This is a genomic window from Actinorectispora metalli, from assembly GCF_056323685.1.
In genome coordinates this window covers 245,649-270,618 of the sequence record NZ_JBREYE010000001.1, presented here as the reverse complement: position 1 = coordinate 270,618, position 24,970 = coordinate 245,649, and the positions used below count along the sequence as shown (strand labels likewise).

Below are 24,970 nucleotides of genomic sequence, written 5' to 3'. Positions count from 1 at the left end.
GAACCTCAACCGGCGCGGCGGTGCCACCTGACCAGGAACACGACCGCGGCTATGCCGATCACGTCGGCCAGCAAGTCCGCCGGATCACCGGACCGGTTGATCGGCAGCTGGGATTGCAGGATCTCGCTGGCCACCGCGTAGGCCGTCAGCATGATCACCGGATGCGGGATGCTGTCGCGCCGCAGCGCGGTATAGGTGAGCAAGGCGAATAGCGCGGTGTGCACCAGTTTGTCCGCGCCGGGGAACGTGGGGAGCGTGCCGGAGCTGGGGGAGAACAGCATCACGAGGCTCAGCGCGAAGACAAACAGGAACGGAATGTGACGGCGCACCACACGATCGTGCCTGCATTTGGTGTTACTTGTCCGTACACCGAGACATTTATTGCGATTCCACCGGTCTTCCTGATCGTTCCAGCAGTGGGCGGCTAGGCTTATCGCGTGACTCGTCGCGCGAAGATCGTGTGTACCCTTGGCCCCGCGACCTCGACCCCGGAGAAGATTCGCGAGCTGGTCGAGGCCGGGATGGACGTGGCCAGGCTGAACTTCAGCCACGGTAGCCACGCCGACCACAAGCAGGTCTACGACATGGTGCGGCAGGCCTCGGACGAGATAGGGCGGGCCGTCGGCATCCTCGCCGACCTGCAGGGCCCCAAGATCCGCCTCGGCCGGTTCGCCGCCGGACCGGTGGAATGGCGGACCGGTGACATCGTGCGGGTGACCGTCGAGGACATCCCCGGCACCCACGACCGCGTCTCCACCACCTACAAGGGCCTCGCCAACGACGCCCGCGTCGGTGACAAGCTGCTGGTCGACGACGGCAAGCTGGCCTTGGTCGTGACCGCCGTCGAAGGCCCCGACGTGGTGTGCGAGGTCACCGAGGGCGGAACCGTCAGCGACAACAAGGGCCTCTCACTGCCCGGCATGGACGTCTCGGTGCCCGCGCTGTCCGACAAGGACGTGCAGGACCTGGAGTTCGCCCTCAACCTGCGTGCCGACTTCATCGCCCTGTCCTTCGTCCGCTCGCCCGCCGACATCGACCTGGTCCACCAGGTCATGGACCGGGTCGGCCGCGGCCGCGTCCCGGTGATCGCGAAACTGGAGAAGCCGGAGGCGGTGGACAACCTGGAGGCCATCGTGCTGGCCTTCGACGGCATCATGGTCGCCCGCGGTGACCTCGGCGTGGAGCTTCCGCTGGAGTACGTGCCGGTGGTGCAGAAGCGGGCCGTCCAGATCGCCCGCGAGAACGCCAAGCCGGTCATCGTGGCCACCCAGATGCTCGACTCGATGATCAACAACTCGCGTCCCACCAGGGCTGAGGCCTCCGATGTGGCCAACGCCGTGCTGGATGGCACCGACGCGGTGATGCTCTCCGGCGAGACCAGCGTCGGCCGCTACCCGATCGAGTCGGTGCGCACCATGGTCCGCATCATCGAGGCGGTGGAGACGGAGTCCACGCCGGACACCATCCCCTCGCTGTCGCATGTGCCGCGCACCAAGCGGGGCGTGATCTCCTACGCGGCCCGGGACATCGGCGAGCGCCTCAACGCCGCCGCGCTGGTGGCGTTCACCCAGTCCGGGGACACGGTGCGCAGGCTGGCCCGGCTGCACACCAGTCTGCCGCTGCTGGCGTTCACGCCCGAGCCCGAGGTGCGCAGCCAACTCGCCCTGACCTGGGGAACCGAGACGTTCCTGGTGCCCAAGGTGGACTCCACCGACCGCATGGTCCGCCAGGTCGACCACTCGATGCTGTCCATCGGCCGCTACCAGCCCGGCGACCTCGTCGTGATCGTGGCGGGCTCGCCCCCTGGCACCGTCGGCTCGACCAACCTCATCCGCGTGCACCGCCTCGGCGAGGAAGACCACGCCTGACCGGTCTGCCGGAAATGTCGGACCCTCCCCGTAAGCTCGATCGTGGGGGACCTTCGTCACGCCTCAGCCCTGTGCACTCGAGCGAACTGAGCAAGCGCTTATTCTGTTCGCCGTGAGTGTGGAACCAGCCGGGAGCACCCCGGCGGGCCTGAGGCAGGAGTGCACGTGACCGAGATGGCCAGGGCAGCCGCGCAGGACCCGGAAGCCAAGAAGGCAGGCCCGCCGCCGCTCGCCGCCGATGGCGTGCCGCACGGCCAGCCGATCCTGGACCGGCTGGTCGCGCTGCTGGACCTGGAGCGCATCGAGGAGAACATCTTCCGAGGCGTGAGCCCATCGCAGTCGCCGATGCGCGTGTTCGGCGGCCAGGTCGCGGGTCAGGCGCTGGTGGCGGCGGGCCGCACGGTGCCGGAGGAGCGGCAGGTGCACTCGCTGCACGCCTACTTCATCCGCGGGGGCGACCCGAGCGTGCCGATCGTCTACGACGTGGACCGCGTCCGCGACGGCCGGTCGTTCACCACCCGGCGGGTCACCGCCATCCAGCACGGGAAGCCGATCTTCACGCTGTCGGCCTCGTTCCAGCTGGACGAGGGCGGCCTTGAGCACGCCGAGCCGATGCCCGAGGTGCCCGACCCGGAGTCGCTGCCCACGCACGGCGAGCTCATCGCGGGCGTGGAGAAGCTCAGCGGCTTCGCGAAGATGCCGCGGCCGATCGACATCCGCTACGTCACCGAGCCCGCGTGGATCTCCCGCGAGAAGGGCCCCCGCGAGGCCCGCAACCAGGTATGGATGCGCGCCGACGGCACGCTGCCCGACGAGCGGCTGCTGCACGTCTGCGTGGCGGCCTTCGCCTCCGATATGACGCTGCTGGACGCGGTGCTGGCGCGACACGGCGTGTTCTGGGGGATCGACCCCATCCTCGGCGCCAGCCTGGACCACGCGATGTGGTTCCACCGCCCGTTCCGCGCCGACGAGTGGTTCCTCTACGACTGCGCCTCGCCCAGCGCCTCCGGCGGCCGAGGCCTGGCCACCGGCCGGTTCTACGCCCGCGACGGCAGCCTCATCGCCACCGTCGTCCAAGAGGGCCTGCTTCGCGTACTCGACCGTTCTTGACCCTGGTCGGCCAGCCGACCCTCGCATGTCCGCGCGGCGCCAACCTCATCCAGCGAGCTCGGCTCGTCTCCCTCGACCGTTCGGTCACGGCCAAGGCCTAAGGGTTTCGCGGCCCCGACCTACGGCCCGCCCACGGCGGGCGGCAGGTACGGCTCGGAGTCGTTGTGGTTCGAGTAATACACGTGCAGCGCGAGCAGCACGGCCAAGGCCACCGCCAGGACACCCTGTATCCACGCGATAGGCCTGTGGCGTCCGCGAATCGCCCACACCAAGGTCACGACGACGAGAGCGAGCACGACCACCATGATCCACACGGTCTGGCGGTACTCCGCGGGGCGCTTGTCGGCGTCGATCTCACCGTGCCCCATGATCATGGACACCAGGAAGTAGCCGACGCCGAGGAGAACCGCGTCCATCAACAGCACACCCGCCACCGCCGCGGGTGTCGTTCGCCGGTTCGGTTCGGAATTCACAAATACTTACCTCACGATCGCCGAAGAAAACCATCGTAGCGCCGCGTGTTCACATGCCTCGAATTGGACCCCAGCCCTGCGCGCCGAGGTAATTCTCGAAGTAGTCATTCGGCCGCACACCCTGGCCGACCGCGTCGCCCGCGATGCGGTCGTGGAAAGCCTTGAACGCCTCGATGGAACGGGTGAGGCAGTTGTCCTGCACGACGTGGTAATCGCGCCCCATCGCCTTCTCGAAGGCGAACGCCGCTCGGTTGTTATGGCCCCAGTCCACCTCCTTGCACCGGAACCGCGTGTAGGGAGTGCCTCGGCGCTCCGGTCGGTTCTTGAACGCATCCCAGATCGCCCCCGCGCTGCTGTGCGTCTTGATCAGCCAGCTGCCCGCTTCCTTGTGCTCGTTGTCCTTGACCTCGGTCGCGCCGCCAACCCAGGTGTCGCCGCCGTTGGTCACCGCCCAGCCCGCGTGTCCGAATCCGCCCGCCGCCGCGGGCGCGTTGAACAGACACGCCTCGGGATTGGGCCCGGCGGGCGCGGCCGACGCACCCAGCGGTGCCGCCACTACCGCTGCCAGCGCCAAACCGACCGCTGCCGATGAAAGACGCTTTATCGTAGTGAACATTGAGCTTTCCCCCGATCGCTCTCATCCGGGGGAAGCTGAATTGCCACACGAATGAATGACGCGCTTCAACCAACGCGAAATGTACTTCCCCCAGTGACTCCAACGTAACGCGCGGCACGATGGACCGCCATTACCCGATAGGGGTCAAGAATCACGCGCCGCGGATCGCAGCAGCTCCCATAGCGAATCGACGTGGCGGCGCTCGGTGAGGACGCCGCCGATGGCGACCCTGATGAGATAGCGCCCGTCTACCACGGTGTGCGTGAGGAAGGCCCTGCCGGTGGCGTTGACGGCGGCCAGCACGGTCTTGGTGGCCTTGTTGTCGGCGTCCAGGCCGCGGCCGGTGACCACGCGGAGGCAGACCAGCGACAGCGAGCGGGAGTACACCTCGAACCGTGCGTCGGCCGCGGCGGCGGAGGCCAGGTCCTCGGCGAGGGAGATGTGTCGGCGCAGATGCGCGCGCAGGCCCTCGAGCCCGAACCAGTGCAGCACCGCCAGCAGCTTGAGGGCGCGGAAACGGCGGCCAAGCGGCACGTGCCAGTCGCGGTAGTCGACCACGGCGCCGGACTCGGTGGCGGCGTTGCGGAGGAACTCCGGCAGCAGCGTCATCGACTCGACCAGCGCCGCCGTGTCCCGCGTCCAGAACAGGCCCGCGTCGAACGCGGTGAGCAGCCACTTGTGGGCATTGGTGCAGAACGAGTCGGCCAGCTCCACACCGTCGAACAGGCCCCGCTGCTCGGGACAGAGCGCGGCCACACCCGCCCAGGCCGCGTCGATGTGCAGCCAGCTTCCGTGGGCGCGACAGAGTTCGGCGATGGCGCGGACCGGGTCGACGGCGCCGGTGCTGGTGGTGCCGATCGTGGCGCACACCATCACCGGGCGTCGGCCCGCCGCAACGTCGGCCCGGAGTGCCTCGGTCAGCGCCCGCACCGACATGCCCTGGGTGGACGGGTCGGCCTCGATGACGCGGACCGCCTCGGCGCCGAGACCGGCGACCCTGGCGGCCTTCTCGACGGCGGAGTGGGTGTGCACCGAGACGTACACGGTCTCCGTGCCGTCCACGCCGGACTGGCGCCACTTGCCGTCCGAGGCCCGGTGCAGGGCCACCAGCAGCGCGACCATCGACGCCGAGGACGCCGAGTCCTGGATTACCCCGCCGCCCCCGCCGGGGAAGGTGAACTCCGCGGGCAGGTCCATGGCGAGGGCAAGCTGGTCCATCAGGTGCTGCTCGACCTCGGTGCAGGCGGGGGAGGTCGACCAGAGCATCCCCTGCACGCCGAGACCGCCCGAGAGCAGGTCGCCCAGCAGCGAGGGCAGGGAGGAGTTCGCGGGGAAGTAGCCGAAGAACGAGGGGTGCTGCCAGTGCGTGTTGGCGGGCACGATGACCTCGTCCATGGTGGACAGCAGCGCGTCGAAGCCGGTGCCCTGTTCGGGCAGCTCGGCAGGCAGTCTGGACCGCACCCAGCCGGGCTCGACGGTGGTCTGCACCGGGTATTGCTCGATCCGCGAGCGGTAGTCGGCGATCCAGTCGATCACCTGGTGCCCGACGCGGCGGAACTCCTCAGACGACATCTCCACACGAGGAAGCCTAGGCACTCACCGGCGCGGGCGATTAGGACCAGAACGCACTCACGAGCCCGCGCGCGGCAGCGGCACCGGGCCGGGGAACACCGGCTTCTGCGCCACCACCAAGGCGTAGCCGAGCTTGCCGTCCCGCACGGCCTGCTTGGCCAACTCGGCCAGGTGCAGGACGGCGTCGGCGTCGACACCCGCGGCTGAGAGGCGGGTGGGCGCGCTGGCGCGGATCAGCTTCACGCCGACCTCCACGTCGGCGATGAGCTGCGCCAACTCGTGGTCGTGGCGCTCGACGAACCGCGGCTGCATGCCCGCACGAGCCAGGATGTCGACGTACTCCTCCAGCGGACGGGCGTGCGCGACGCACGGCAGGTGTCGGGCCAGGCTGCCGAACTCGGCGGGGATGCCGCCCCAGGCGACCGTGACGTCGCTGATGGCGATCTTCCCGCCGGGGCGGAGCACGCGGGCCATCTCGGTGCAGGCGCGGCCCGCGTTGCGGAAGGTGCGCAGCGCGTTCTCGCAGAACACGGCGTCGAAGGTGTTGTCGGGCATCGGGATGCCGGTCGCGGTGCCCGCGAAGAACGACACCCGCGCGGCCAGCCCCGCCTGGTCGGCCAGCACGTCGGCGCGTTCCACCGCGTTTTCCCGCTGGTCCAAGCCCAGCACCGTGACCTGGTGCTCGGTGGCGAGTTGGCGGGCGGTGCCACCGGTGCCCGCGGCGATGTCCAGCACCCGCTGGCCGTCCATCAGCCCGATCACCGACGCCAGCCGCCGGGTCAGCGTGGCGCCACCCGGCTGGGCGGCCTCCCCGAGCACCATCGCCACCACATCGGGGCGTGTCCTGACCTCCGGTGCCTGCCTGGTCAGCTCTGGTGCTCTCATGGCGCTACCGCCGTTCTGGAAAGTGGCTTGCGCCGACCCTGGCACCAATCGGGCGGAAAAAGATGGACCTGTCCAGGATTAGACACGTTCGGCCGCGTTGAATACGTCCAAGCGGCTATAGCCATCTACGCACCGCAGCGGGGATACCCACCGGTTGTGGGATTGCGAACGGGCGGGCACCTGGTAGGCGCCCGCCCGTTTCACCGGACGATTCAGGACGGCAACGGCGTCGGGTTGCCCACCGAGCTCAGCTCGCCGCTCGCCCTGTCCACGAGGAACACCTGGGCCGCCGAGATGTCGAAGTACATCCCGACCAGGCGCAGGTCGCCTTCTTCCGTGGCCTTGCGGACCGCGGGGAAGGTCATCAGGTTGTCAAGCTGCGTCAGCACGTTCGCCACGCACAGCCGTTCCACCGGCGGGGCCTGCTCCGGGCCGGACCCGAACCGCATGCCGGTCTCGTGGAAGCGGATCAGGCTGGGCTCGGCGTAGCGCAGCCAGGCACCGAGGTGGGAGGCCGGATCGGCCGCGCCGCTGATCACCGCCTGCATCGCCCCGCAGTGCGAGTGGCCGCAGACCACGATCTGGCTCACCTTCAGCACGTTCACCGCGTACTCGATGGACGCGCCGACCGAGGAGTCGCCTGCCAGGTCGTCCGCCCGCGGCACCAGGTTGCCGACGTTGCGCACGGTGAACAGGTCGCCTGGCCCGCTGCTGGTGATCAGGTTGGGCACGATGCGGGAGTCAGCGCAGGTGATGAACAACTGCGTCGGCCGCTGGCCGTTCACCGCGAGGTCGGCGAGGAACGGCCGCACCAGCGGGGCGGCCCGACGGGCGAACTCGTGCATGCCGCGCATCAGCATCGGATGGTGGCCCACCTGGCCATTGCCGTTCCCGCTGCCGTTGCGGGCCGGTGCGAGGTCGTCCCGCTGCCAGTGCTCCCACGGTGCGAACCAGCGCGGCAGCGCGCCCGGCAGCGACTTGCGGCGGTCGGCCCCCTTGCTGCCCGCGCCGTGGTACCAGTTCTCGTGCACCTCGTCGATGACGACCTGGCCGCCTCGGTTCTCGTAGCCGTGCTGCCACTCGCGGATCGCCTCGAACGCGGCGTGGTCGAGGAAATCGATGTGCAGGTCCAGTTCGACCCGGCAGCCGTCCGGGATCTCCCGAAGCTCCTTGATCAGCCGCCCGACGCCGAGGAAGACCAGCGTGCCGCGCACGGTGACATGCCAGGTCCGGCCGTCCCGCTTCTCCACCGAGACCTTGGAGTGGGTGAGCCGGTAGAGGGCCTGCACCAGCGCCACCACGACACCGAGCACCACGCCTTGGACCAGGTCGAGGAACATCACGCCGCCGAAGGTCACCGCGTACACGATGAGCTCGCGGTGCTTGGCGAGTTGGCGCATGTGGCCGAGGTTGACCAGCTTCGCGCCGATGACCACCAGCACACCGGCCAGCGCGGCCAGCGGGATCAGCTCCAGCACGCTGCCCAGCGCCAGCACGAAGATGGCCATCCAGATGGCGTGCATGATGCCGGCGGCGCGGGTCTTGGCGCCCGCGGCGACGTTGGTGGAACTGCGCACGATCACACCGGTGACCGGCAGCCCGCCCAGCAGGCCGGACACCATGTTCGCGGTGCCTTGGCCGACGAGTTCGCGGTCGAGGTCGGCACGGGGGCCGGAGTGCATCTTGTCCACCGCGACCGCGGACAGCAGTGATTCGACGCTGGCCACGATGGCGATGGTGAGCACGGCGATCAGCACGCCGCCGTAGTTCTCGGTGGGGATCGTGGGTAGTGCGATGCTGCTCAACAGGTTCGCGGGCAGGTCGACCCGCGCCGGGTCGAAGTTGTGGTAGCTGGCCACGAATGTCGCAAGAGCGACCGCGACCAGCGGTGCGGGGACCGTGTTGAGCTTGGGAAGTTTGGGCCAGATCAACAGCACGGCGATGGTGATCAGGCCGACGATCACCGCGTGGTCGTGGAAGTTGCCGAGTTGGCGGGGCAGGTCGGCGAGGTTCTCCAGCAGCGATTCGCGGGGCTTTCCGCCGAGCACGACGTGCAGTTGGCTGACGACGATCACCGCGCCGATACCGGCGAGCATGCCGTGCACCACGGCGGGGGACAGGGCGAGGGCGGCCCGTCCCACTCGGGTCACACCGAGCAGCAACTGGACGAAACCGGCGGCCACGAAGATGAAGGTGGCCTTCTGCCAACCGAACTGGTTGATGATCCCGGCCACGATGACGGTCAGGCCCGCCGCGGGTCCGCTCACCTGCAGCGGTGCCCCGCCGAGTGCGCCCACGACGATACCGCCGACGACACCGGCGATCAGGCCCGCGACCAGCGGGGCGCCGGAGGCCGCCGCGATGCCGAGCGAGAGGGGGATGGCGATCAGCAGGACCACCAGCGAGGCGGGCAGGTCGTGCCGGAGGATGGTGCCCAGGCGCGCTCGCGGCGGGGGACTGTTCTCGTGCGGCGCGGTGTCGCCGATGCGCTTCTGGTCTTCCAGGTACAGCAGTTGCTTGCGTGCCTTCAGCACGGTCTGTCTCCTTTTTGACTTGGCCCGGTTGCCCGATTCAACGAGGCGCCGCCCGCGCCGGCAGCGCTTTCATCGAGAACGACCTGAAGATCGCGCATGCGATATGCGCAGCGCGGTAAAGGTCGGTTAAGGGAGGGCTAACCGGGCGGGCCCGCCGGGGTCGGGCTCGGCCTCGACACGGCCGCGCCGATGATCTGCGATGACACCGCGGGCGATCACCAGCGCCTGCCGGAGGCGGGCGGCCCGTATGTTGGAGAGCGATTTACAGGTCACGAACACCTCACTCGCCGCGTCGGGTTTACACCTGCTGCCATCATCACAACCTTAATTGAACTGTGATACACATATCACCCGTTCGATATGGGGCCATAGTACGGCAGCCGGGTTACGTGGATCTTGCCTCCGGGTTCCCGATCGGTGTCCGCTCCCGTTGAGTGCCCGTTGCGGGGGGATACGTTAGAGCTAAGACAACCGGTTCAGCTAGGGGGTGTCTCCGATGCGACATGCCCGTTTGATGTCATTGGTCCAGACCTATTGACAGTATTGGTCTAGGCCTCATACTTTTTCTGGACTACCCGATCCCTGCCGGGTGGAAAAGGCTCGTCGACCCTGCCGAGTCGATTCGTCCCGGCGCCATGCGCGCATTTGCGTCCACTTTGTCTCGTAATGCGGACAAAGGGCGCGCAGCAAGCCCTAATGATCGATGGCCGCCGCCTCGACTGAAGGAAACGGGACGTGTTCAGAAGAAGATTGGTACCCGTGGTCACCCTGTTGGCCGCGGTGACCGGGCTGGTCGCCGCGACCGTGGGAGGCCCGGCCGCGGAGATCGTCCCGGTGGCGCATGCGACCGCCGTGGCTCCCGAAGACTGTCGCCCCGACGGTCTCTACACCACGCCGGGCAAGCAGCCCGACTACTGCCAGGTCTATGACACCGACGGCCGCGAGAAGCTCGCCAACGACCTCAAGCGCCGCGTCATCGGCTACTTCACCGGCTGGCGTACCGGCAAGAACGGTCAGGCCCAGTACCTGGCCAAGGACATCCCCTGGAAGAAGCTGTCCCACATCAACTACGCGTTCGCGCACGTCAACGAGCAGAACAAGGTCGGAGTGCTCGCCGACGGTCCGAACAACCCGGCGACCGGCATGGAGTGGCCGGGCGTTCCGGGCGCGGAGATGGACCCGAGCCTGCCGTACAAGGGGCACTTCAATCTGATCAACAAGTACAAGAAGCAGAACCCCGGCGTGCGCTCGCTGATCTCCATCGGCGGTTGGGCCGAGACGGGTGGCTACCTCAAGGAGGACGGCACCCGGCTCAACAGCGGTGGCTTCTACACGATGACCACCAACGCCGACGGCTCGGTGAACACCGCGGGCATCAACACCTTCGCCGACTCGACCGTGGAGTTCCTGCGCAAGTACGGCTTCGACGGCGCCGACATCGACTACGAGTACGCCACCTCGTGGAAGGACGCCGGGCACCCCGCGGACTTCCCGGTCTCCAACGCGCGGCGCGGCGGCCTGGTCGCCAGCTACGCGGTGCTGATGAAGGTGCTGCGCGAGAAGCTGGACGCGGCGAGCATCGCCGACGGCAAGTACTACATGCTGACCGCCGCGGTGAGCGCCTCCGGCTGGCTGCTGCGCGGCGTGGACACCTACCAGGTCACGCAGTACCTGGACTTCGCCAACATGATGTCCTACGACCTGCACGGCTCGTGGAACGGCTTCGTCGGCCCGAACGCCGCGCTGTACGACGACGGCAAGGACTCCGAGCTCGCGTACTGGAAGGTCTACACCGAGCAGGTGTACGGCGGGTTGGGCTACCTCAACACCGACTGGGCCTACCACTACTTCCGCGGCGCGATGCAGTCCGGGCGGATCAACGTGGGCGCCCCGTACTACACCCGGGGCTGGCGCAATGTCACCGGCGGCACGAACGGGCTGTGGGGCAAGGCGGACGCGGCGGACCAGAACAACTGCCCGCCGGGCACCGGCACCGGCGAGGTCGGCTGCGGTGAAGGCGCGCAGGGCATCGACAACCTGTGGCACGACAAGCTGGAGACCAGCGGTGCCGAGCAGGAGTCCGGCTCCAACCCGATGTGGCACGCGAAGAACCTGGAGAAGGGCATCCTCGGCAGCTACGTCAAGGACTACGTCGACGACCCCAACGCCGAGAAGAACAAGCTGACCGGCACCTACTCGCGGCACTACGACAGCACGCTGACCGCGCCGTGGCTGTGGAACAGCCAGAAGAAGGTGTTCCTCTCCACCGAGGACGAGGAGTCGGTGCAGAAGAAGGCCCAGTACATCGTCGACAAGGGCATCGGCGGCGTCATGTTCTGGGAGCTTGCGGGCGACTACGACTTCTACCCCGACCGGGACAACGGCGCGGGCGGCAAGGGCGAGCACTACATCGGTGACACCCTGACCTCGCTGTGGGCGGACAAGTTCAAGGCGGCCACGCCGTACAACAACAAGAAGTCCAACGGTACGGTGCCCGCACAGGCGAAGGACATCAACGTCGAGTTGGTGAACTTCCGCCTTGGCGACCAGAACTACCCGATCAACCCGAAGATGCGCATCACCAACCGGTCCGGCGCGTCGCTGCCCTCGGGCACGACCTTCGAGTTCGACTACGGCACCTCGGCGCCGAACACGATGACCGACCAGTCCGGGGCGCAGCTGCGGATCAGCAAGAGCGATCACCCCACCCGGGGCAACGTGGGCGGCCTGAAGGGCGACTTCCACCGGGTGTCGTTCCGCCTGCCGCAGGCGATCGGCAACGGTGCGAGCGCCGACATCCAGTTGCAGTACTACCTGCCGATAGCGACGCCGTCGAACTGGACGGTCAACATCGGCGGCACGAACTACTCGCTGCGCCTGGTCGACTATCCGCGGGGTACGGGCAGCGGAGCCACGCCGACGTCGTCGGTGCCCACCTCCACGACCGCTCCGCCCGCCTGCGCGGACCCCGTGTGGGACCGAGCGGCCACCTACAACGGCGGCAACCGGGTGTCCCACAGCGGCAAGCGGTGGGAGGCCAAGTGGTGGACCCAGGGTGAGGAGCCGGGAACCACAGGTGAATGGGGCGTGTGGAGAGACCTCGGCAACTGCTGAGCCACGCCCCTAGGGATACCGTGGTGGCATGGGCGCGTCCCATGCCACCACGGCCCCCGGCTTGGCGCCTCATCGCCAAAAATGCCTCAAAGATGCCACGTCATACCCCTAAATGAGTGACAGGATGGGCCTTGCGCTGTGCGTGCGTGATGGTCTAGCCGAGAGGGGTTCGATAGGTGGCGACGACGAGGTCGGCCTGGGGCGATGAGACAACTCCCGCGGTGAGCATCGAGGAGTTGTTGGCTCGGCAGGGCATTCGTCCGAACTTCACTCCGCACCGCGTGGGCACCGGCTACGACTGGTTCGCCCCGGAGGCTGAACCGGAGGCGCTGGACGGCGCCTCGGCGATGCCCCCTTCGGACGCCTGGCACCTGTCCGAACAGGGCACCCACGGCCGCCTCCGCCCCGTGCGGTTGGTCGCCCTCCGGCAGTCCACCGAATGGGAGGCGCCCGCGCCCCGCGAGGAGGCGGACACCGTCACCCGGTCCGATGTGGACGAGCGGATCTCTCTGCCTCCCTACGGCGGAGGCTCCGAGCCCCCGATGCCATGGGAAGAGGTGCGCCGCCGCTTGGCGGAAGCCGCCGGGCGCCCCGACGAGGACCGCCTGGACCCCATCGACTTGACCGCGGCCGACGATTCCGACGCCCCCGATGACACGGCGCGTCCAGCCGAGAACGCCGCGGGTCGCGTTGCCGAGGCCACCAACGAAGCAACTGACCCCGCGCGGAGGTCGCGTCGGACGGACCGCAGCGCGACTGAAGACGCGGTGACCAGATTGCGCCGCGCGGCCGACGAAGCGGCGAGGGCCGCCCGCGGTGGTGCGGGCAAGCGTCCGTCCGAGGCCGACGACATCGTGGCTCGCCTGCGGCAGGCGGCAGCGGCCGATGGTGCCGCTCGGACGGCGTCCCGCACACCGGAGGCCGTGCGCCGCGCCGCGGAGGAGGCGAACAAGCGCCGCCTCAAGCGACCCACCGACCGCCGGGTCGCCGGCGGCAAAGCCGCACCGGTCCGCCTGACCCCTGCGCGCGGGCGGAAGGGCTTGTCGAGGAAGGTGCCGCTGCGGCTGGTGCTGGCGATGTTCGGCGTGGCGGCCAGCGTGGGGATCGCCCTCGCCATGACCGTGCAGAGCGGCGATCAGACCGACACCCTGCCGGAAACCGGGGCGAACTTCCCGCCGGGCGCTCCGCCCAGCGAGGTGGGCAGGCCGGTGCCCGGTGACAACCTGACGCCAGGACCGGGTCTCCCCATCCCGCCCCCCGCACAGGGCGAGACTCCGCCTCCCGCCGAGCCGGGCAACCCCCTGCCGCCGCCCCCCGGTGCCAACCCGCCGCCGCAGCAGCCGGAGGACCCCCGGCCCGCTCCCCGCAAGGAGCGGATGAAGCCGGTCAGCGAGTGGACCTTGGACGAGTGGTTCACCTACAACCGGACCGGCAGGGTCCCGACGAAGTGATGCCTGCCGCCGCGTAACCCGAACGCGGCTGACTCTTTAGATGGTTTAGGGCGCGGTTGGCGCGCGTCACTTGAACCCTCAAGGGATGGCCGTCGATGGGCAACACAGAGCAGGACTACGAGGATCTGGAGCAGATCAGCGTCGCGGAGCTGCTTGCGCGGAACGGAAAGGTCACCCCGGACGAGCCTCGCCTGGGTCTGCACCGCCGCCCCAAGGCGGCGATCGCCGATCACCGGCGACCCAAGGCGCCCGCTCCCCGCGCCGAGTCCGCCGTCGTCCCAGGGCGCCGCAAGCGCGCCGCGGGCGTCATCGGTGTGCTCGGCGTCGCGGTCAGCCTGGGTGTCGGCTTCGCCTTGGTCTTCAACCCCGCCGACCTCAAGGAGGTCGACCGCGCGGGCGAACTGAACCGTCCCGAAACGTCGGTCGTGCCGACCGAGGCCACGCGAGTTCCCGGCGGGGGACTGGACCCCGGCGCAGGCCTTCCGGTGCCGCCGCCGGGAACCGTCGCGCCGCCGCCCGCGGACGGGATGCCTTCCGCTCCGGTCGCGCCGCCACCCGGCGGGAACAAGCCCGCGCCGCCTCCGCCCGCTCCCGCGCCGCCCGCCCCCGCTCCCGAGCCCGGCAAGCCGCGACCCAAACCGCCCGCGGAGTGGACCAACGACGAGTGGTGGGCCTACTACGACTCAGGGAAGGTGCCCACCTACTAGGCGCCAAGCACCTCAATCACAAGGCTGATCAAGCCATCCCGGCAACGGCACTTCCCGCCGCTCGCACTCGGCCGCGAACTCGGCCGTCCAGTGCACGGCGTGCAACACCATGGCGGTCAGCTGCTCGGGACGGGCCATGTCGAAGGCGATGTCAAGCTGGGCCTCGGCGCCCCGCTGATCGCCATGGGTGTGGGCGAGCAACGCGCGAGCCGCGGTGCGCAGCGGCGGATCGGCCTGGTCGATCGGCACCTGCCCGCCCTGTTTGTCGTGGATCTGCACCTCGAGCCCATGCGTCCCCACCGCGTCGGAGAGCCGCTTGGCCATCCCGCTGGCTTCCCGCAACAAGGCGGACACCACCAGCCGAAGATCCGCGAGACTATGTGGCGAATGACGAACAAGCCTGGTGAACGTGCCCAATACCGCCCGATCATCGCCGTCGCGGGCGGCCGCGACCGCGGAGGCGGCGGCGGTGAGGATGCGCTGTTCACGCTCGGCAGCGTCGTCTCCCATGGCTCCTATCTTGCAGGGTCGTTGGTGATCATGCCCGCACAAGATGGGCCCACCAGGCGGCTGAAGTTGCTCCGTACGGTCCAGCAACCGTCTGCGAAGCCGGTTCGTTGTTTCCGGTGACGCTGTAGACCAGGCGTTATCTCCCTGGAGGAGTACGCGAGCCGGGCGCCCGCGCCTCGGCGCCCGGCTTTCGCGAACTTAGTGTCCTGCGGTGGCGGGTTTGGCCAGTGAGAACTGGGACACGCTGAGGTAGTCGGCCGCGAATCCGGCCTCGCAGTAGGCGAGATAGAACTCCCACATGCGTTTGAAGGTCCCGTCGAAGCCGAGCTTGGCGACGTTGTCCCAATTGTCGAGGAAGCGCTGCCGCCAACTCGCGAGCGTGCGGGCGTAGTCCCGTCCGAACTCCTTGCGCGCCAAGACGCGCAGCGAGGTGCGCTGCAGGTTCTGCTGGATCGAGCGGACCGACGGTATGTGGCCGCCAGGGAAGATGTACTTGTGCATCCAGGAGTAGGAGTGGCGGGTGGCCAGCATCCGGTCGTGCGGCATCGTGATCGACTGTAGCCCGACGCGCCCGCCCGGTTTGACCAGTCGGTCCAGCGCGGCGAAGTAGGTGTCCCAGTACTCCCAGCCGACAGCCTCGATCATCTCGACGCTGACCACGGCGTCGTACTGGCCCTTGGCCTCCCGGTAGTCGCGCAGCAGCACCTGGATGCGGTCGGCGAGCCCCGCCTCCGCGATCCGCCGCTCGGCAAGTTCCTTCTGCTCGACCGAGATCGTCAGCGACGTGACCCTGGCACCCCGCTGCGCCGCGCGGATCGCCAACGCGCCCCAGCCGGTCCCGATCTCCAGGACATGAGTGCCCGCCCGGACATCGGCTTGGTCCAACACCGAGTCGATCTTGCTGAGCTGGGCGGACTCCAGATCGGGCGCGCCCTCGGAGAACAGCGCCGAGGAGTAGGTCATCGTCGGATCGAGAAACGCCGCGAACAACTCGTTCGACAGATCGTAGTGCCGGTGGATGTTCTGGCGGGCGTTCTCGATCGTGCCTACCTCCGACTTGGGCATGCGGCGTTCGGCCCACCGTCGGACACCCTGCAGGACGCTGGGCACCAGGCGGTTCATGCGCTCGGCGAACGGGGTCAGCAACTCGGCAAGCTGGTTGGAGTTCCAGTCGCCGACCATGTACGACTCACCGAAACCGATCTTGACATCGGCCCCGAGCCGGTGGAAGAAGGCCTTCGGTCGAAGGATGGTCATCAGCGGCGAGTCCGGTCCGCCCGCGCCGAGCCTTCGGCCGTCCGGGAAGAGCACTTGCACGGGCAGCCCGCGCACGGCGTTGCGGAACACGGCCCGTGCCATCGCCGCCCGCAGCGGCGAGTGCGGAGGGGTGTGCAGGGCGGGCCAGACGCCCTGATTGGGCAGCGGAATTTGACGAGTGGTCACTGGACGCCCTCCCGAGGTGTACCAGCGGTTATTGCAGCAGCATACGCAGAAGGGGGCGAGTTGGTCTTATGCCAGCGGCACCGCGAGCCCCTGCGGGGCGGGTAGTCGCATAGCCGCCTCGATGTCCGCGGCGAGCGGCTCGTAGCCCAGTTCGCCGAGCACGAAACGCCGCACCAGCCGGGTCCACGCGCCCGGTCGGCGGAGCATCGCGTGGTTGTCGCCGAGGACGTCGAACCGGCAGACCCGCTCGTTCACCTCCTTGACCCGCTGGGCGAAGGCATAGGAGTCGGCGGGCTTGGTCAGCTGGTCCCGGTCGCTGTGTGCGATCAGCACCGATCGGCCCGCCAGGTGGTCGACCGGATCGGCCCGCTCGGTCCACGGCGCCAACGCGCACACCGCTCGGACAGCCGGGTCGGCGGCGGCCCACAGGGCGGTCCGGCCGCCCATCGAATGCCCGACCAGGGCGATCGGCACACCGGGATGCTGTCGGGCGGCCTGCCGCAGCGCCCAGGCCGCGTCGGCCACCGGGCTGCGCTCGGGCTCGTTCCAGCCGCGGTATCGGTAGCGCAGCTGCCAGACCATCAGGCCGTACCGGCGTCCCGCCCGACACAGGTCGCGGACGAACGGCACCATTCGCAGGTACGGTAGAGAGAAGGGCCCGACCGGCCGGGTGCTGCGCTCCTGCCCGCCGTGCAGCACGATCACCAGGCCGGTGGGCTGCCCGAGTGGCCGCTGGGGGTTCATGGTGCGAACGATCCCAGATACCGGCAGGCCTCCTCGACACCCTCCACACTCACCAGCCTGCTCCGCGGCCTGAGCAGCCCGGCCAGGCCGACCTCCGCCAGCTCACGGCAGCGGCGGCACAACCAGGACCAGTCCAGCCCGAGGTGTTCGGCGACAGCGGCCAGCGAACGCTCCGGTGAATCACCGGGGTTGATGGCGTTGGCCCGGGCGTGTCGCACGATCTCGGTGTAATGCCGGACCGTGCCGGGGCTGCGCACCGCCTCGGTCCGCCACGGCGAGTCGGGCCGCAGCCAGTCGGTGATGATCACCCGGTCCGCCGAGGGAAGCGCGAACGCGCCCACCTCCGCGATGTCCTCATCGCGGCACACCGGAACGTCGGTGCCGTAGGACGTGCGCAGCGCGACCACCAGCATCATCAGCAGCCGGTCGGTCTGCGGGGCCCGCCGTACGACCGCCTCCGTCAGGCACAGCGGCATGGTCGGGCGGAGGTCGGAGCCCGCGAACACCCGGTTCATGCCACGCAGGAATCCCAGGCGGTGCGGGAACAGCAGCGCCCCGCAGGCGACCTCGCCGCTCTGCTCCGCGGTCCAGGAGACCAGCCGCTCGGCGCTGCGCAATTGCAGGCTGATGTAGCGGCCCCAGGCGTTGGATGCCAGCCACAGCCTGCTGACCGGTGTCACCCCCGCCGTCAGTTCGCCCGCGGCGACCGGGTTGCCTGCGCCCAGGTGCTCATCGAGGGTCCGCAGCTTCGGCGGCAGCGACACGTCGTCGGCGAGCAGCCCGTCGTCCACGGCGTGGGTGGCCCACAGGATCGCCAGCGTGAGCGCGTCCAGCAGGTACTCCCGGGGCAGCTCCACGCCGGGGCTGCCGACGCTGGTGCAGTAGTAGCTCGGGCCGTCGGGACCGTCCTGTTCGGCGATGGTGAGCTGACGCGTCCCCATCGGCGCCGGTACCGCCCCGATGCGCACCCGGGTGCCGACGGTTCCCTTCACCGGGATCACACGGGCGGCCAGCATCGACGCCGCCAGCACCCGCCCGGCGGGCAGCCGGACCAGCCAGGACCCCTGCTCATCGGAGATGAGCTGCACGCCGGGGATCACCGGATCGGGTCCTGCCTGCGGTCGCTGGGTGCGCTCGCGCTCCACCAGCGGCCACAGCCGGGCCAGTGCCCCGCCGCTGTCGAGTGCCCGGTCGCAGCGTTCCGCTAAATCGCGGGTGGGCCAGCGCTCGGCTTTTTCAACCTTTGCGACAAAGTCCGGGCTGACGTGAGCGGAAATACCGAGTGACGACTGTGACAACTCGCGGAGTTCCCGCCAGTGGCGCAGTTCGGCGCCAAAGAAATGCCGAGTGGAGGCATATGGCGTGAGTTCGCGTGGGGCTTGAGCCATCGCACACCTCGAAGCAGACAACGTGAGTGTCCACATGCGGACAACCACCACGGACGATACTCCGGAGCAAGATGGTCCTACCAGCAAGGATGGCAGTTTAAGAATAACCTTAAAAATGTCTGAGGAATTGATAAGAAACCCGCGTACAAGGGGAATTCCATGCTTCGGGATCTTGGCATGCCGGTCAAATCGGTCGAACGTCCGACAGGCGTCGAATCGGGAGTCAGCTTCTATCGTAGCTCCTTCCCGGTGACCTTCGAACGGGCCGAAGGCATTCACATTTTCTCCACGGACGGCACGCGCTATCTGGATTTCTTCTGCGGCGCAGGCGCGTTGAACTACGGGCACAACCCGCCCGCCATGGTCGCGGCCGTCATCGAGCACCTCGGCGGCGGCCGGATCGTGCACGCGATGGACTGCGACACTCCGGTGAAGGCGGCGTTCCTCCAGCGCGTCGGCGACGTGGTCTGCGCCCCGCGCGGCCTCGACCACCGGGTGCAATTCTGCGGACCGACCGGGACCAACGCGGTGGAGGCGGCGCTGCGGCTGGCCCGCAAGGCGACCGGCCGCCGCGGCGTGGTGGCCTTCTCGGGCGGCTTCCACGGCATGACCGGCGGCAGCCTCGCCGTCGGCGGGAACTGGGCAGGCCGCGGCAACACCGGCCTGAGCGCCGAGACCACGTTCCTGCCCTACCCCACGGGTCCGCTGGGTCCGTTCGACAGCCTCGGCTACTTCGAGCGGATGCTGCTGGACCGCAAATCGGGGATGGCCACCCCGGCGGCGGTGATCATCGAGCCGATGCAGATGGACGGCGGCCTGTACTCGGCGCCGGACGACTGGCTGGTCGCGCTGGCGGAGCTGTGCAAGCGGCACGGCATCCTGTTGATCTGCGACGAGATCCAAAGCGGCTGCGGCCGCACCGGATCGTTCCTCGCATTGGACTCGGCCGGTATCCAGCCGGATCTCATCACGCTGTCCAAGTCCCTCAGCGGCATGGGCCTGCCGCTGTCGGTGCTGCTCATCCGGTCCGATGTGGACGTTTGGGCGCCGGGCGAGCACACCGGCACCTTCCGCGCCAACCAGCTGGCGCTGGCCACCGCCTGCGTCGCGTTGGACCTCTGGGCCGACCCGGCCTGGGTCGGCGGTGTCGCCGACCGGGCGGATCTGGTCGCGAGGCTGGTGAAGGAGCACGTCAGCGACCGCTATCCGATCCAGATCCGCGGGCGGGGCATGGCCTACGGTCTGGACTTCGGACGGGATGCCGAGCTGGCGCGCAGGGTGCAGCGGGAGTGCTTCCGCCGCGGTCTGATCGTCGAGCTCTGCGGCCGGGACGACGAGGTGCTGAAGCTGTTCCCGCCGCTGACCGCGACCGAGCAGCAACTCGGCGAGGGCATCGGCCTGCTCGCGGAGTCGCTGCGAGCCACGGTTCCGCGGTGAGCGCTCTGCCGCAGAAGGCGCCCGCCCCTGCGGTGCGGGCGGTCGGCCCGGTCTTCGCCGTCGCGGCCTGCCTGCTGTGGGGCCTGGACGTGCTCGTGCCGGTGCTGCTCGACGGCGCGGGCGCCGCGGCGATCACGGTCAGCCGGTTCCTCTGCTACGGCGTGGTCTCGCTGATCGTGCTTGCCGCGGGCGGCAGGCTGCGGACGATCGCCCGGTACCCGAGGAGCCTGCTGGTCAAGGCGCTGCTGCTGGGTGCGGCGGGGGAGGTGGCCTACTACTTCTGCGTGGTGACCGGCATCGAGCTGGTCGGGGCCGCGGTGGTGGCGGTGATCATCGGCCTGCTGCCGGTCACGGTCACCGTGTGCGGCAACGACCGGCTGCCGTTGCGGCGGCTCGCGCTGCCCGTCGGCCTGATCCTCACCGGCGTGCTGCTGGTCAACCTGTGGGAGATCGACTGGCAGCAGGCCGGTTCGCCAAGCCTGGCCCAGCAGTTGGTCGGGGTCGGGTTCGCGCTGGCCGCGCTCGCGCTGTGGACCTGGTTCGGCGTGGCCAACGCGCACGTGCTCACCCGCAACCCGACGGTCGGCGCGGGGGACTGGGCGGGCCTGCTCGGCCTGGCCACGCTGGTGCCCGCGGTGGTCGCCGCGCCGCTGGTGCTCCCGGCGAGTCCGGCGAGCGGCTCGAAGCTGCTGGTCGGCGGGCTGGTGCTGGGTGCAGCGGTGTCCTGGCTGGGCACCGTCTGCTGGAACAAGGCGTCCCAACGGCTGTCCGTGCCCGCGCTCGGCCAGCTCATGGTGTTCGAATCGGTCGCGGCACTGGGCTACGTGTTCGCGGCCGAGCGGAAAGTCCCGCCCGCCCCGGAACTGCTCGGCATAGCGCTCGCGCTGGTCGGTCTGAGCCTGGGCATGTGGAATCTGCGAGGCGATGAATGAACGAGTACACCTTCCAATTGGCCGGCGGCATCGACGGCCCCGCACAGCTGCGGCCGCTGCTCAACGTGGTGATCGACGCGCTCGCCAAGGGCGCGGCCACCCGCGGCGGACCGATCCCCGCCGTGACCCCCGCCCGGCTGGCCGAACAGGTGCGGGACACCCTCGGCGAGCTTGTCCCGAGCCGGGGGAGTGGGTCACGTGAGGCACTGCAGACGGTCACCGAGCTGATCGCGGCGGGCGCGGCCGACCCCGCGGACCCCGGGTGCCTCGCGCACCTGCACTGCCCGCCGCTGGCGGTGGCGGTGGCCGCCGACCTCGCGGTGTCCACGCTCAACCCCTCCCTGGACTCCTGGGACCAGGCGCCCGCCACCAGCGCGCTGGAACCCCGGATCGTCAAGGCCATGGCCGGATTGCTGGGCTATCCGGACGGGGCTGACGGTGTGACGACCAGCGGCGGCACCGAGTCCAACCTGATGGGCCTGCTGTTCGCCAGGGACCACGCGGTGCCGGACGCGAGCCGAGCAGGCCTGCCCGGCGGGGTGCGGCCGCGCGTGTTCTGCTCGGCGGCGGCGCATTTCTCCGTTGCCCGCAACGCCGGGCTGATCGGGCTCGGCGAGGACGCAGTGGTCGCGGTGCCCACCGGTCCCGATCACCGCATGATCCCGGCGGTTCTCCGCGACATGCTCCGGGACACCGATGGGGTGCCGGTGGCGGTGGTGGCCACGGCGGGCACGACCGACCTCGGGGCGATCGACCCGCTCCCCGAGATCGCCGAGATCGCCGCGGAACACCGCGTGTGGCTGCACGTGGACGCGGCCTACGGTGGCGGCACGGTGTTCTCGGAGACGTTGCGCCCGCTGCTGGCGGGCATCGAGCGAGCCGACTCGGTGGGTCTGGACCTGCACAAGCTGGGCTGGCTGCCGGTGGCGGCAGGCATGTTCCTGGTGCGTGATCAGGCTGCCTACGAGTTCCTCGACCGCAGGGTGGCGTACCTGAACTCCGACGACGACACCGACGCCGGATACGGCAGCCTGCTGGGACATTCGCTGCGCACCACCCGCAGGCCCGACGTGGTCAAACTCGCGGTCGTGTTGCGGGCCTTGGGAGTCGAGGGCCTCGGTGCGATGGTGGACCGCTGCCACCAGCTGGCGCGCTACGCCGCCGCGGCCGTGGCGCGGCGACCGGAACTCCAGCTGTATGCCGAGCCGGTGCTCACCACCGTCCTGTTCCGGTGCGCGCGGCCTTCGGTGGCCGAGGCGAATCTCGTCAACGGCGAGGTGCGGCGCAGGCTGCTGCGCACCGGCGTCGCCGTGGTCGGCCGTACCGAGTTCGACGGCGCGGTGTGGCTCAAGCTCACGCTGCTCAACCCGAACACCACCGAATCCGATGTGGACGTGGTGCTGGACGCGGTGGCCGAGGCAGGTGCGTCCGAGCACGTTTAAGTAGTTTCACTCTGGCCAGGGCCGGTCCGCCAATGCGGGCCGGTCCTTCTTTTCGTTGAAATCGGTTTTCCGGTAACTCGGCAACCAGGGCGATATTTGTGGCCAGAGTCATAGGTCATTGTATTGGTATCGGTTGGGCCTCGCCGGGATCAATACGTGCGATAGCCGAGCGCGGCTATGGGGCTGAATGGGTGAATTCACAGTCTAGTTACCTTATCTACGCCTTGTTGCGGGAGAGTCGTCGACGAATGAGAGGGCGAGTGGTGCGAGTTCAGCATTGCCGGGGGCGGGTTGTGATCTACCTACGTCCTGGTGTTGACCTGGCCGTTGAGGAGGGCGTTCGTGTCGGGCGGGTACGCAAGGGGTCGCAGGAATTGTAACCATGCTGTGGTTGGATTGAAATTCTATCCCATTCTTTGTTAGCGATTCCCTCACTGGATTGTCGTGAGTAAACGCTATCCACAGCTCAATAATTGATTCAACAAAGTTCACACTCGATGCTGCGTTCGGTGTCCGTTCGCTGCTCCGTTCGTCGGTATGCGGATCGTTACCGATTCCTCAGTAATAGGGATCGTCTCAAACCCGATGTCGGCGTGGGGATCCAGGCATGCGTCATCCGGTGCAATCTCTTGGGAAAGTTGGTGTCGTCATGCCTTCAGGAAGGCATCTATTGGCTGCGGCGGGCAGACGATGGGGAACCGTCTTCGCCGCCGCCGCCATCGCGGTGGGACTCGTGCTGGTCCCGATCGGACCGGCCGCGCATGCCGCCTCGCCCTATGCCGCGGGCAAACGAGTCGACCTCCGGGTGCTCGTGGTCAGCGATGGCACACCGTGGGTGCAGGCCATCGGCGCGGAGTTGGCGAGTCAGGGGGTGCCGAGCACCACGATCGACCTGAACGCCGCGGGCAGACCCGTGATCACCCCCGCCTTCCTCTCCGACACCGTGAGCGGACGTCAGCGGGCCAAGTTCCAGGCCGTGGTGCTGCCCGGTCAGGACCCGGCACAGCTTGCCGCCGCCGAACTCACGGCGCTGGCCGACTTCGAGCGGTCCTTCGGTATCCGCAGGATGAACTCGTTCAGCTGGCCGAACCCGACGATGGGCATGGACTACCCCACCTTCTCCGGCCCGATCGACGGCAGCACCGCCAACCTCACCACGACCGCCCGGAGCGGTGCCTTTCGCTACCTGGACGGGCCGGTGCGTTTCGAGGACAACGACAGCGCGGTGCCCGAGTCCTACGGCTACCTGGCGACCCCGCTGCCCGACACCGCGACCACCAGCTTCACCCCGTTCCTCACCGCCCGCGTGCCGAACACGACCACCGACGGCGTGCTGGCGGGCGTGTACAAGGCGGACGGCCGGGAGCAGCTGGTGGTCAGCTTCGCCTACAACCAGTTCCAGCGGCAGTTCCGGCTGCTGGCCAACGGCGTGGTGAGCTGGCTGACCCGGGGCGTGCACTTCGGCTACCAGCGCAACTACTTCAGCGTGCACGTGGACGACACCTTCCACGAGGACGCGCGGTGGAGCGTCACCGGCAACTGCACCCCGGGCGAGGGCGACTGCCCGCCCGGCGTGCCCGCCACCACGCCGATCCGGATGAAGGCCGAGGACGTGCCGGTGGCGGTGGCCTTCCAGAACACCAGCGGCATCAAACTGGACCAGTACTTCAACGCCGTCGGCAGCGTCGAGCACATCGCCCAGCACGGCTCCGACCCGCTGACCACCGCGTTCCTGCAGAACAAGAGCCAGTTCCGGTGGGCCAACCACACCTACCTGCACCAGTTCCTCGGCTGCAGGCAGGACTTCACGGTGATCCCCTGGCGGTGCCAGACCGACGCGAGCGGGAACACCCTGTGGACCCCGCTGAACGAGATCCTGGCCGAGATCGACAAGAACCTGCAGTGGGCCCAGTCCAACGGGATCGCGCTCGACAAGGCCGAGTTGCTCAGCGGTGAGCACTCCGGGCTGAAGATCCTCCCGCAGCAGCGGGTGGACAACCCGAACTTCATCACCGCGCTGAACCAACGCAAGATCACCACGATCGGCGCGGACTCCTCCCGTGACCCGCAGCAGCGCAAGGTCGGCACCGCGCTGACCGTGCCGCGGTACCCGATGGCGCTGTACTTCAATGTCGGCACCAAATCCGAGTTGGTGGACGAGTACAACTGGATCTACACCTCACGGGCCAACGGCGGCAGCGGGATCTGCGAGGACAACCCCGCGACCACCACTTGCATCCAGCCGCTGGACCCGGCGAGCGGGTTCGAGAACCACATCATCCCGCTCGAGGTGTCGATCGCGATGCGGCACATCGTGAACAACGACCCGAGGCCGCACTACATCCACCAGTCCAACCTGGCCGAGGAGAAGCTGGCCTACCCGCTGCTCGGCGCGATCCTCGACGAGTACCAGGACGCCTTCGCCGCCAACACCCCGGTGGTCAACCCGCGCATGCCCGAGGCGGGTGCGGCGATGAGCCGGGCGTCCACCTGGAAGGCGCAGCAGGGCGGTGTGTCGGCCTACGTCATCGATTCCGAGCTGACCGTGTCGGGTCCCAACGGCACTCAGACCCCGCTCACCGTTCCGCCGGGCACCAGGCACATCGGGCTGCTCGGCCTGTTGGGAGAGGAGTTCGGCGGCGCCTACGCGGGCAGCCGGTCCGGCTATGAGCCGCTCGGGGGCCTGCTGGCATCCGGGCTGAAGCTCAGGCTGCCCGCCACCACGGGATTCTGAGGCAGCGACT

At 68.7% G+C, this 24,970-nt stretch carries 19 protein-coding genes; 9 read left to right on the top strand and 10 right to left on the bottom strand.

The features are described 5' to 3' along the window. Positions 1–5: 5 nt before the first annotated feature. Positions 6–329, bottom strand: coding sequence for a VanZ family protein (locus tag ACU6XJ_RS01230; RefSeq protein WP_476305924.1), 324 nt, complete (start codon positions 327–329; stop codon positions 6–8). A 108-nt stretch (positions 330–437) separates the two neighbouring features. Between ACU6XJ_RS01230 and pyk the strand changes: the two genes are divergently transcribed. Continuing rightward, positions 438–1,868, top strand: coding sequence for a pyruvate kinase (gene pyk / locus ACU6XJ_RS01225; protein ID WP_476305922.1), 1,431 nt, complete (start codon positions 438–440; stop codon positions 1,866–1,868). A 165-nt stretch (positions 1,869–2,033) separates the two neighbouring features. Then, complete coding sequence (tesB, locus tag ACU6XJ_RS01220; protein WP_476305920.1) at positions 2,034–2,978, top strand: acyl-CoA thioesterase II; 945 nt, start codon at positions 2,034–2,036, stop codon at positions 2,976–2,978. 119 nt (positions 2,979–3,097) lie between these two features. On the opposite strand, the gene ACU6XJ_RS01215 is transcribed toward tesB, so the two are convergent. The 5 genes from ACU6XJ_RS01215 to ACU6XJ_RS01195 all read right to left on the bottom strand — a co-directional run bounded on the left by ACU6XJ_RS01215 (position 3,098) and on the right by ACU6XJ_RS01195 (position 9,058). After that, the gene (locus ACU6XJ_RS01215) at positions 3,098–3,451 is read right to left on the bottom strand and encodes a DUF6234 family protein (RefSeq protein WP_476305918.1); all 354 of its coding nucleotides are present in this window, start codon (positions 3,449–3,451) and stop codon (positions 3,098–3,100) included. A 49-nt stretch (positions 3,452–3,500) separates the two neighbouring features. Next, positions 3,501–4,007, bottom strand: coding sequence for a hypothetical protein (locus ACU6XJ_RS01210; RefSeq protein WP_476305915.1), 507 nt, complete (start codon positions 4,005–4,007; stop codon positions 3,501–3,503). 204 nt (positions 4,008–4,211) lie between these two features. After that, positions 4,212–5,639 (bottom strand): aminotransferase class V-fold PLP-dependent enzyme, encoded by a 1,428-nt coding sequence (locus tag ACU6XJ_RS01205; RefSeq protein WP_476313747.1) that lies wholly within the window; start codon positions 5,637–5,639, stop codon positions 4,212–4,214. A gap of 57 nt (positions 5,640–5,696) precedes the next feature. Then, the gene (locus ACU6XJ_RS01200) at positions 5,697–6,524 is read right to left on the bottom strand and encodes a methyltransferase domain-containing protein (protein ID WP_476305913.1); all 828 of its coding nucleotides are present in this window, start codon (positions 6,522–6,524) and stop codon (positions 5,697–5,699) included. A 212-nt stretch (positions 6,525–6,736) separates the two neighbouring features. Then, the gene (locus tag ACU6XJ_RS01195) at positions 6,737–9,058 is read right to left on the bottom strand and encodes a SulP family inorganic anion transporter (RefSeq protein WP_476305910.1); all 2,322 of its coding nucleotides are present in this window, start codon (positions 9,056–9,058) and stop codon (positions 6,737–6,739) included. 735 nt (positions 9,059–9,793) lie between these two features. On the opposite strand from ACU6XJ_RS01195, the gene ACU6XJ_RS01190 reads away from it, so the two are divergent. From ACU6XJ_RS01190 to ACU6XJ_RS01180, 3 genes are all read left to right on the top strand, one after another. After that, positions 9,794–12,172: a chitinase C-terminal domain-containing protein gene (locus tag ACU6XJ_RS01190; protein WP_476305908.1), complete on the top strand. Its 2,379-nt coding sequence runs from the start codon at positions 9,794–9,796 to the stop codon at positions 12,170–12,172. Between the two features lie 176 nt (positions 12,173–12,348). Continuing rightward, complete coding sequence (locus tag ACU6XJ_RS01185; protein WP_476305906.1) at positions 12,349–13,623, top strand: hypothetical protein; 1,275 nt, start codon at positions 12,349–12,351, stop codon at positions 13,621–13,623. 95 nt (positions 13,624–13,718) lie between these two features. Continuing rightward, positions 13,719–14,330 carry a hypothetical protein gene (locus tag ACU6XJ_RS01180; RefSeq protein ID WP_476305904.1) on the top strand — a complete coding sequence of 204 codons (612 nt, stop codon included), beginning with the start codon at positions 13,719–13,721 and terminating at the stop codon, positions 14,328–14,330. A 12-nt stretch (positions 14,331–14,342) separates the two neighbouring features. Here ACU6XJ_RS01180 and ACU6XJ_RS01175 read toward each other — a convergent pair whose 3' ends face one another. From ACU6XJ_RS01175 to ACU6XJ_RS01160, 4 genes are all read right to left on the bottom strand, one after another. Continuing rightward, positions 14,343–14,840: a hypothetical protein gene (locus ACU6XJ_RS01175; RefSeq protein ID WP_476305902.1), complete on the bottom strand. Its 498-nt coding sequence runs from the start codon at positions 14,838–14,840 to the stop codon at positions 14,343–14,345. Between the two features lie 198 nt (positions 14,841–15,038). Next, positions 15,039–16,283, bottom strand: coding sequence for a class I SAM-dependent methyltransferase (locus ACU6XJ_RS01170; RefSeq protein ID WP_476305900.1), 1,245 nt, complete (start codon positions 16,281–16,283; stop codon positions 15,039–15,041). A gap of 66 nt (positions 16,284–16,349) precedes the next feature. Continuing rightward, the gene (locus ACU6XJ_RS01165) at positions 16,350–17,027 is read right to left on the bottom strand and encodes an alpha/beta hydrolase (RefSeq protein ID WP_476305898.1); all 678 of its coding nucleotides are present in this window, start codon (positions 17,025–17,027) and stop codon (positions 16,350–16,352) included. Continuing rightward, positions 17,024–18,415 carry a helix-turn-helix domain-containing protein gene (locus tag ACU6XJ_RS01160; protein ID WP_476305895.1) on the bottom strand — a complete coding sequence of 464 codons (1,392 nt, stop codon included), beginning with the start codon at positions 18,413–18,415 and terminating at the stop codon, positions 17,024–17,026. Before ACU6XJ_RS01160 ends, ACU6XJ_RS01165 begins: the two co-directional genes overlap by 4 nt. A 159-nt stretch (positions 18,416–18,574) precedes the next feature. Here ACU6XJ_RS01160 and ACU6XJ_RS01155 point away from each other — a divergent pair, with 159 nt between their 5' ends. The 4 genes from ACU6XJ_RS01155 to ACU6XJ_RS01140 all read left to right on the top strand — a co-directional run bounded on the left by ACU6XJ_RS01155 (position 18,575) and on the right by ACU6XJ_RS01140 (position 24,960). Further along, entirely contained in the window at positions 18,575–19,852 is a 1,278-nt protein-coding gene (locus ACU6XJ_RS01155; protein WP_476305893.1) for a diaminobutyrate--2-oxoglutarate transaminase, read from the top strand. Next, a complete protein-coding gene (locus tag ACU6XJ_RS01150; RefSeq protein WP_476305891.1) occupies positions 19,849–20,784 on the top strand; it encodes a DMT family transporter in 936 nt (311 codons plus the stop codon). Before ACU6XJ_RS01155 ends, ACU6XJ_RS01150 begins: the two co-directional genes overlap by 4 nt. After that, the gene (locus tag ACU6XJ_RS01145) at positions 20,781–22,226 is read left to right on the top strand and encodes a pyridoxal phosphate-dependent decarboxylase family protein (protein WP_476305890.1); all 1,446 of its coding nucleotides are present in this window, start codon (positions 20,781–20,783) and stop codon (positions 22,224–22,226) included. Before ACU6XJ_RS01150 ends, ACU6XJ_RS01145 begins: the two co-directional genes overlap by 4 nt. Positions 22,227–22,875: 649 nt before the next feature. Further along, a complete protein-coding gene (locus ACU6XJ_RS01140) occupies positions 22,876–24,960 on the top strand; it encodes a hypothetical protein (RefSeq protein ID WP_476305888.1) in 2,085 nt (694 codons plus the stop codon). Positions 24,961–24,970: the final 10 nt, after the last annotated feature.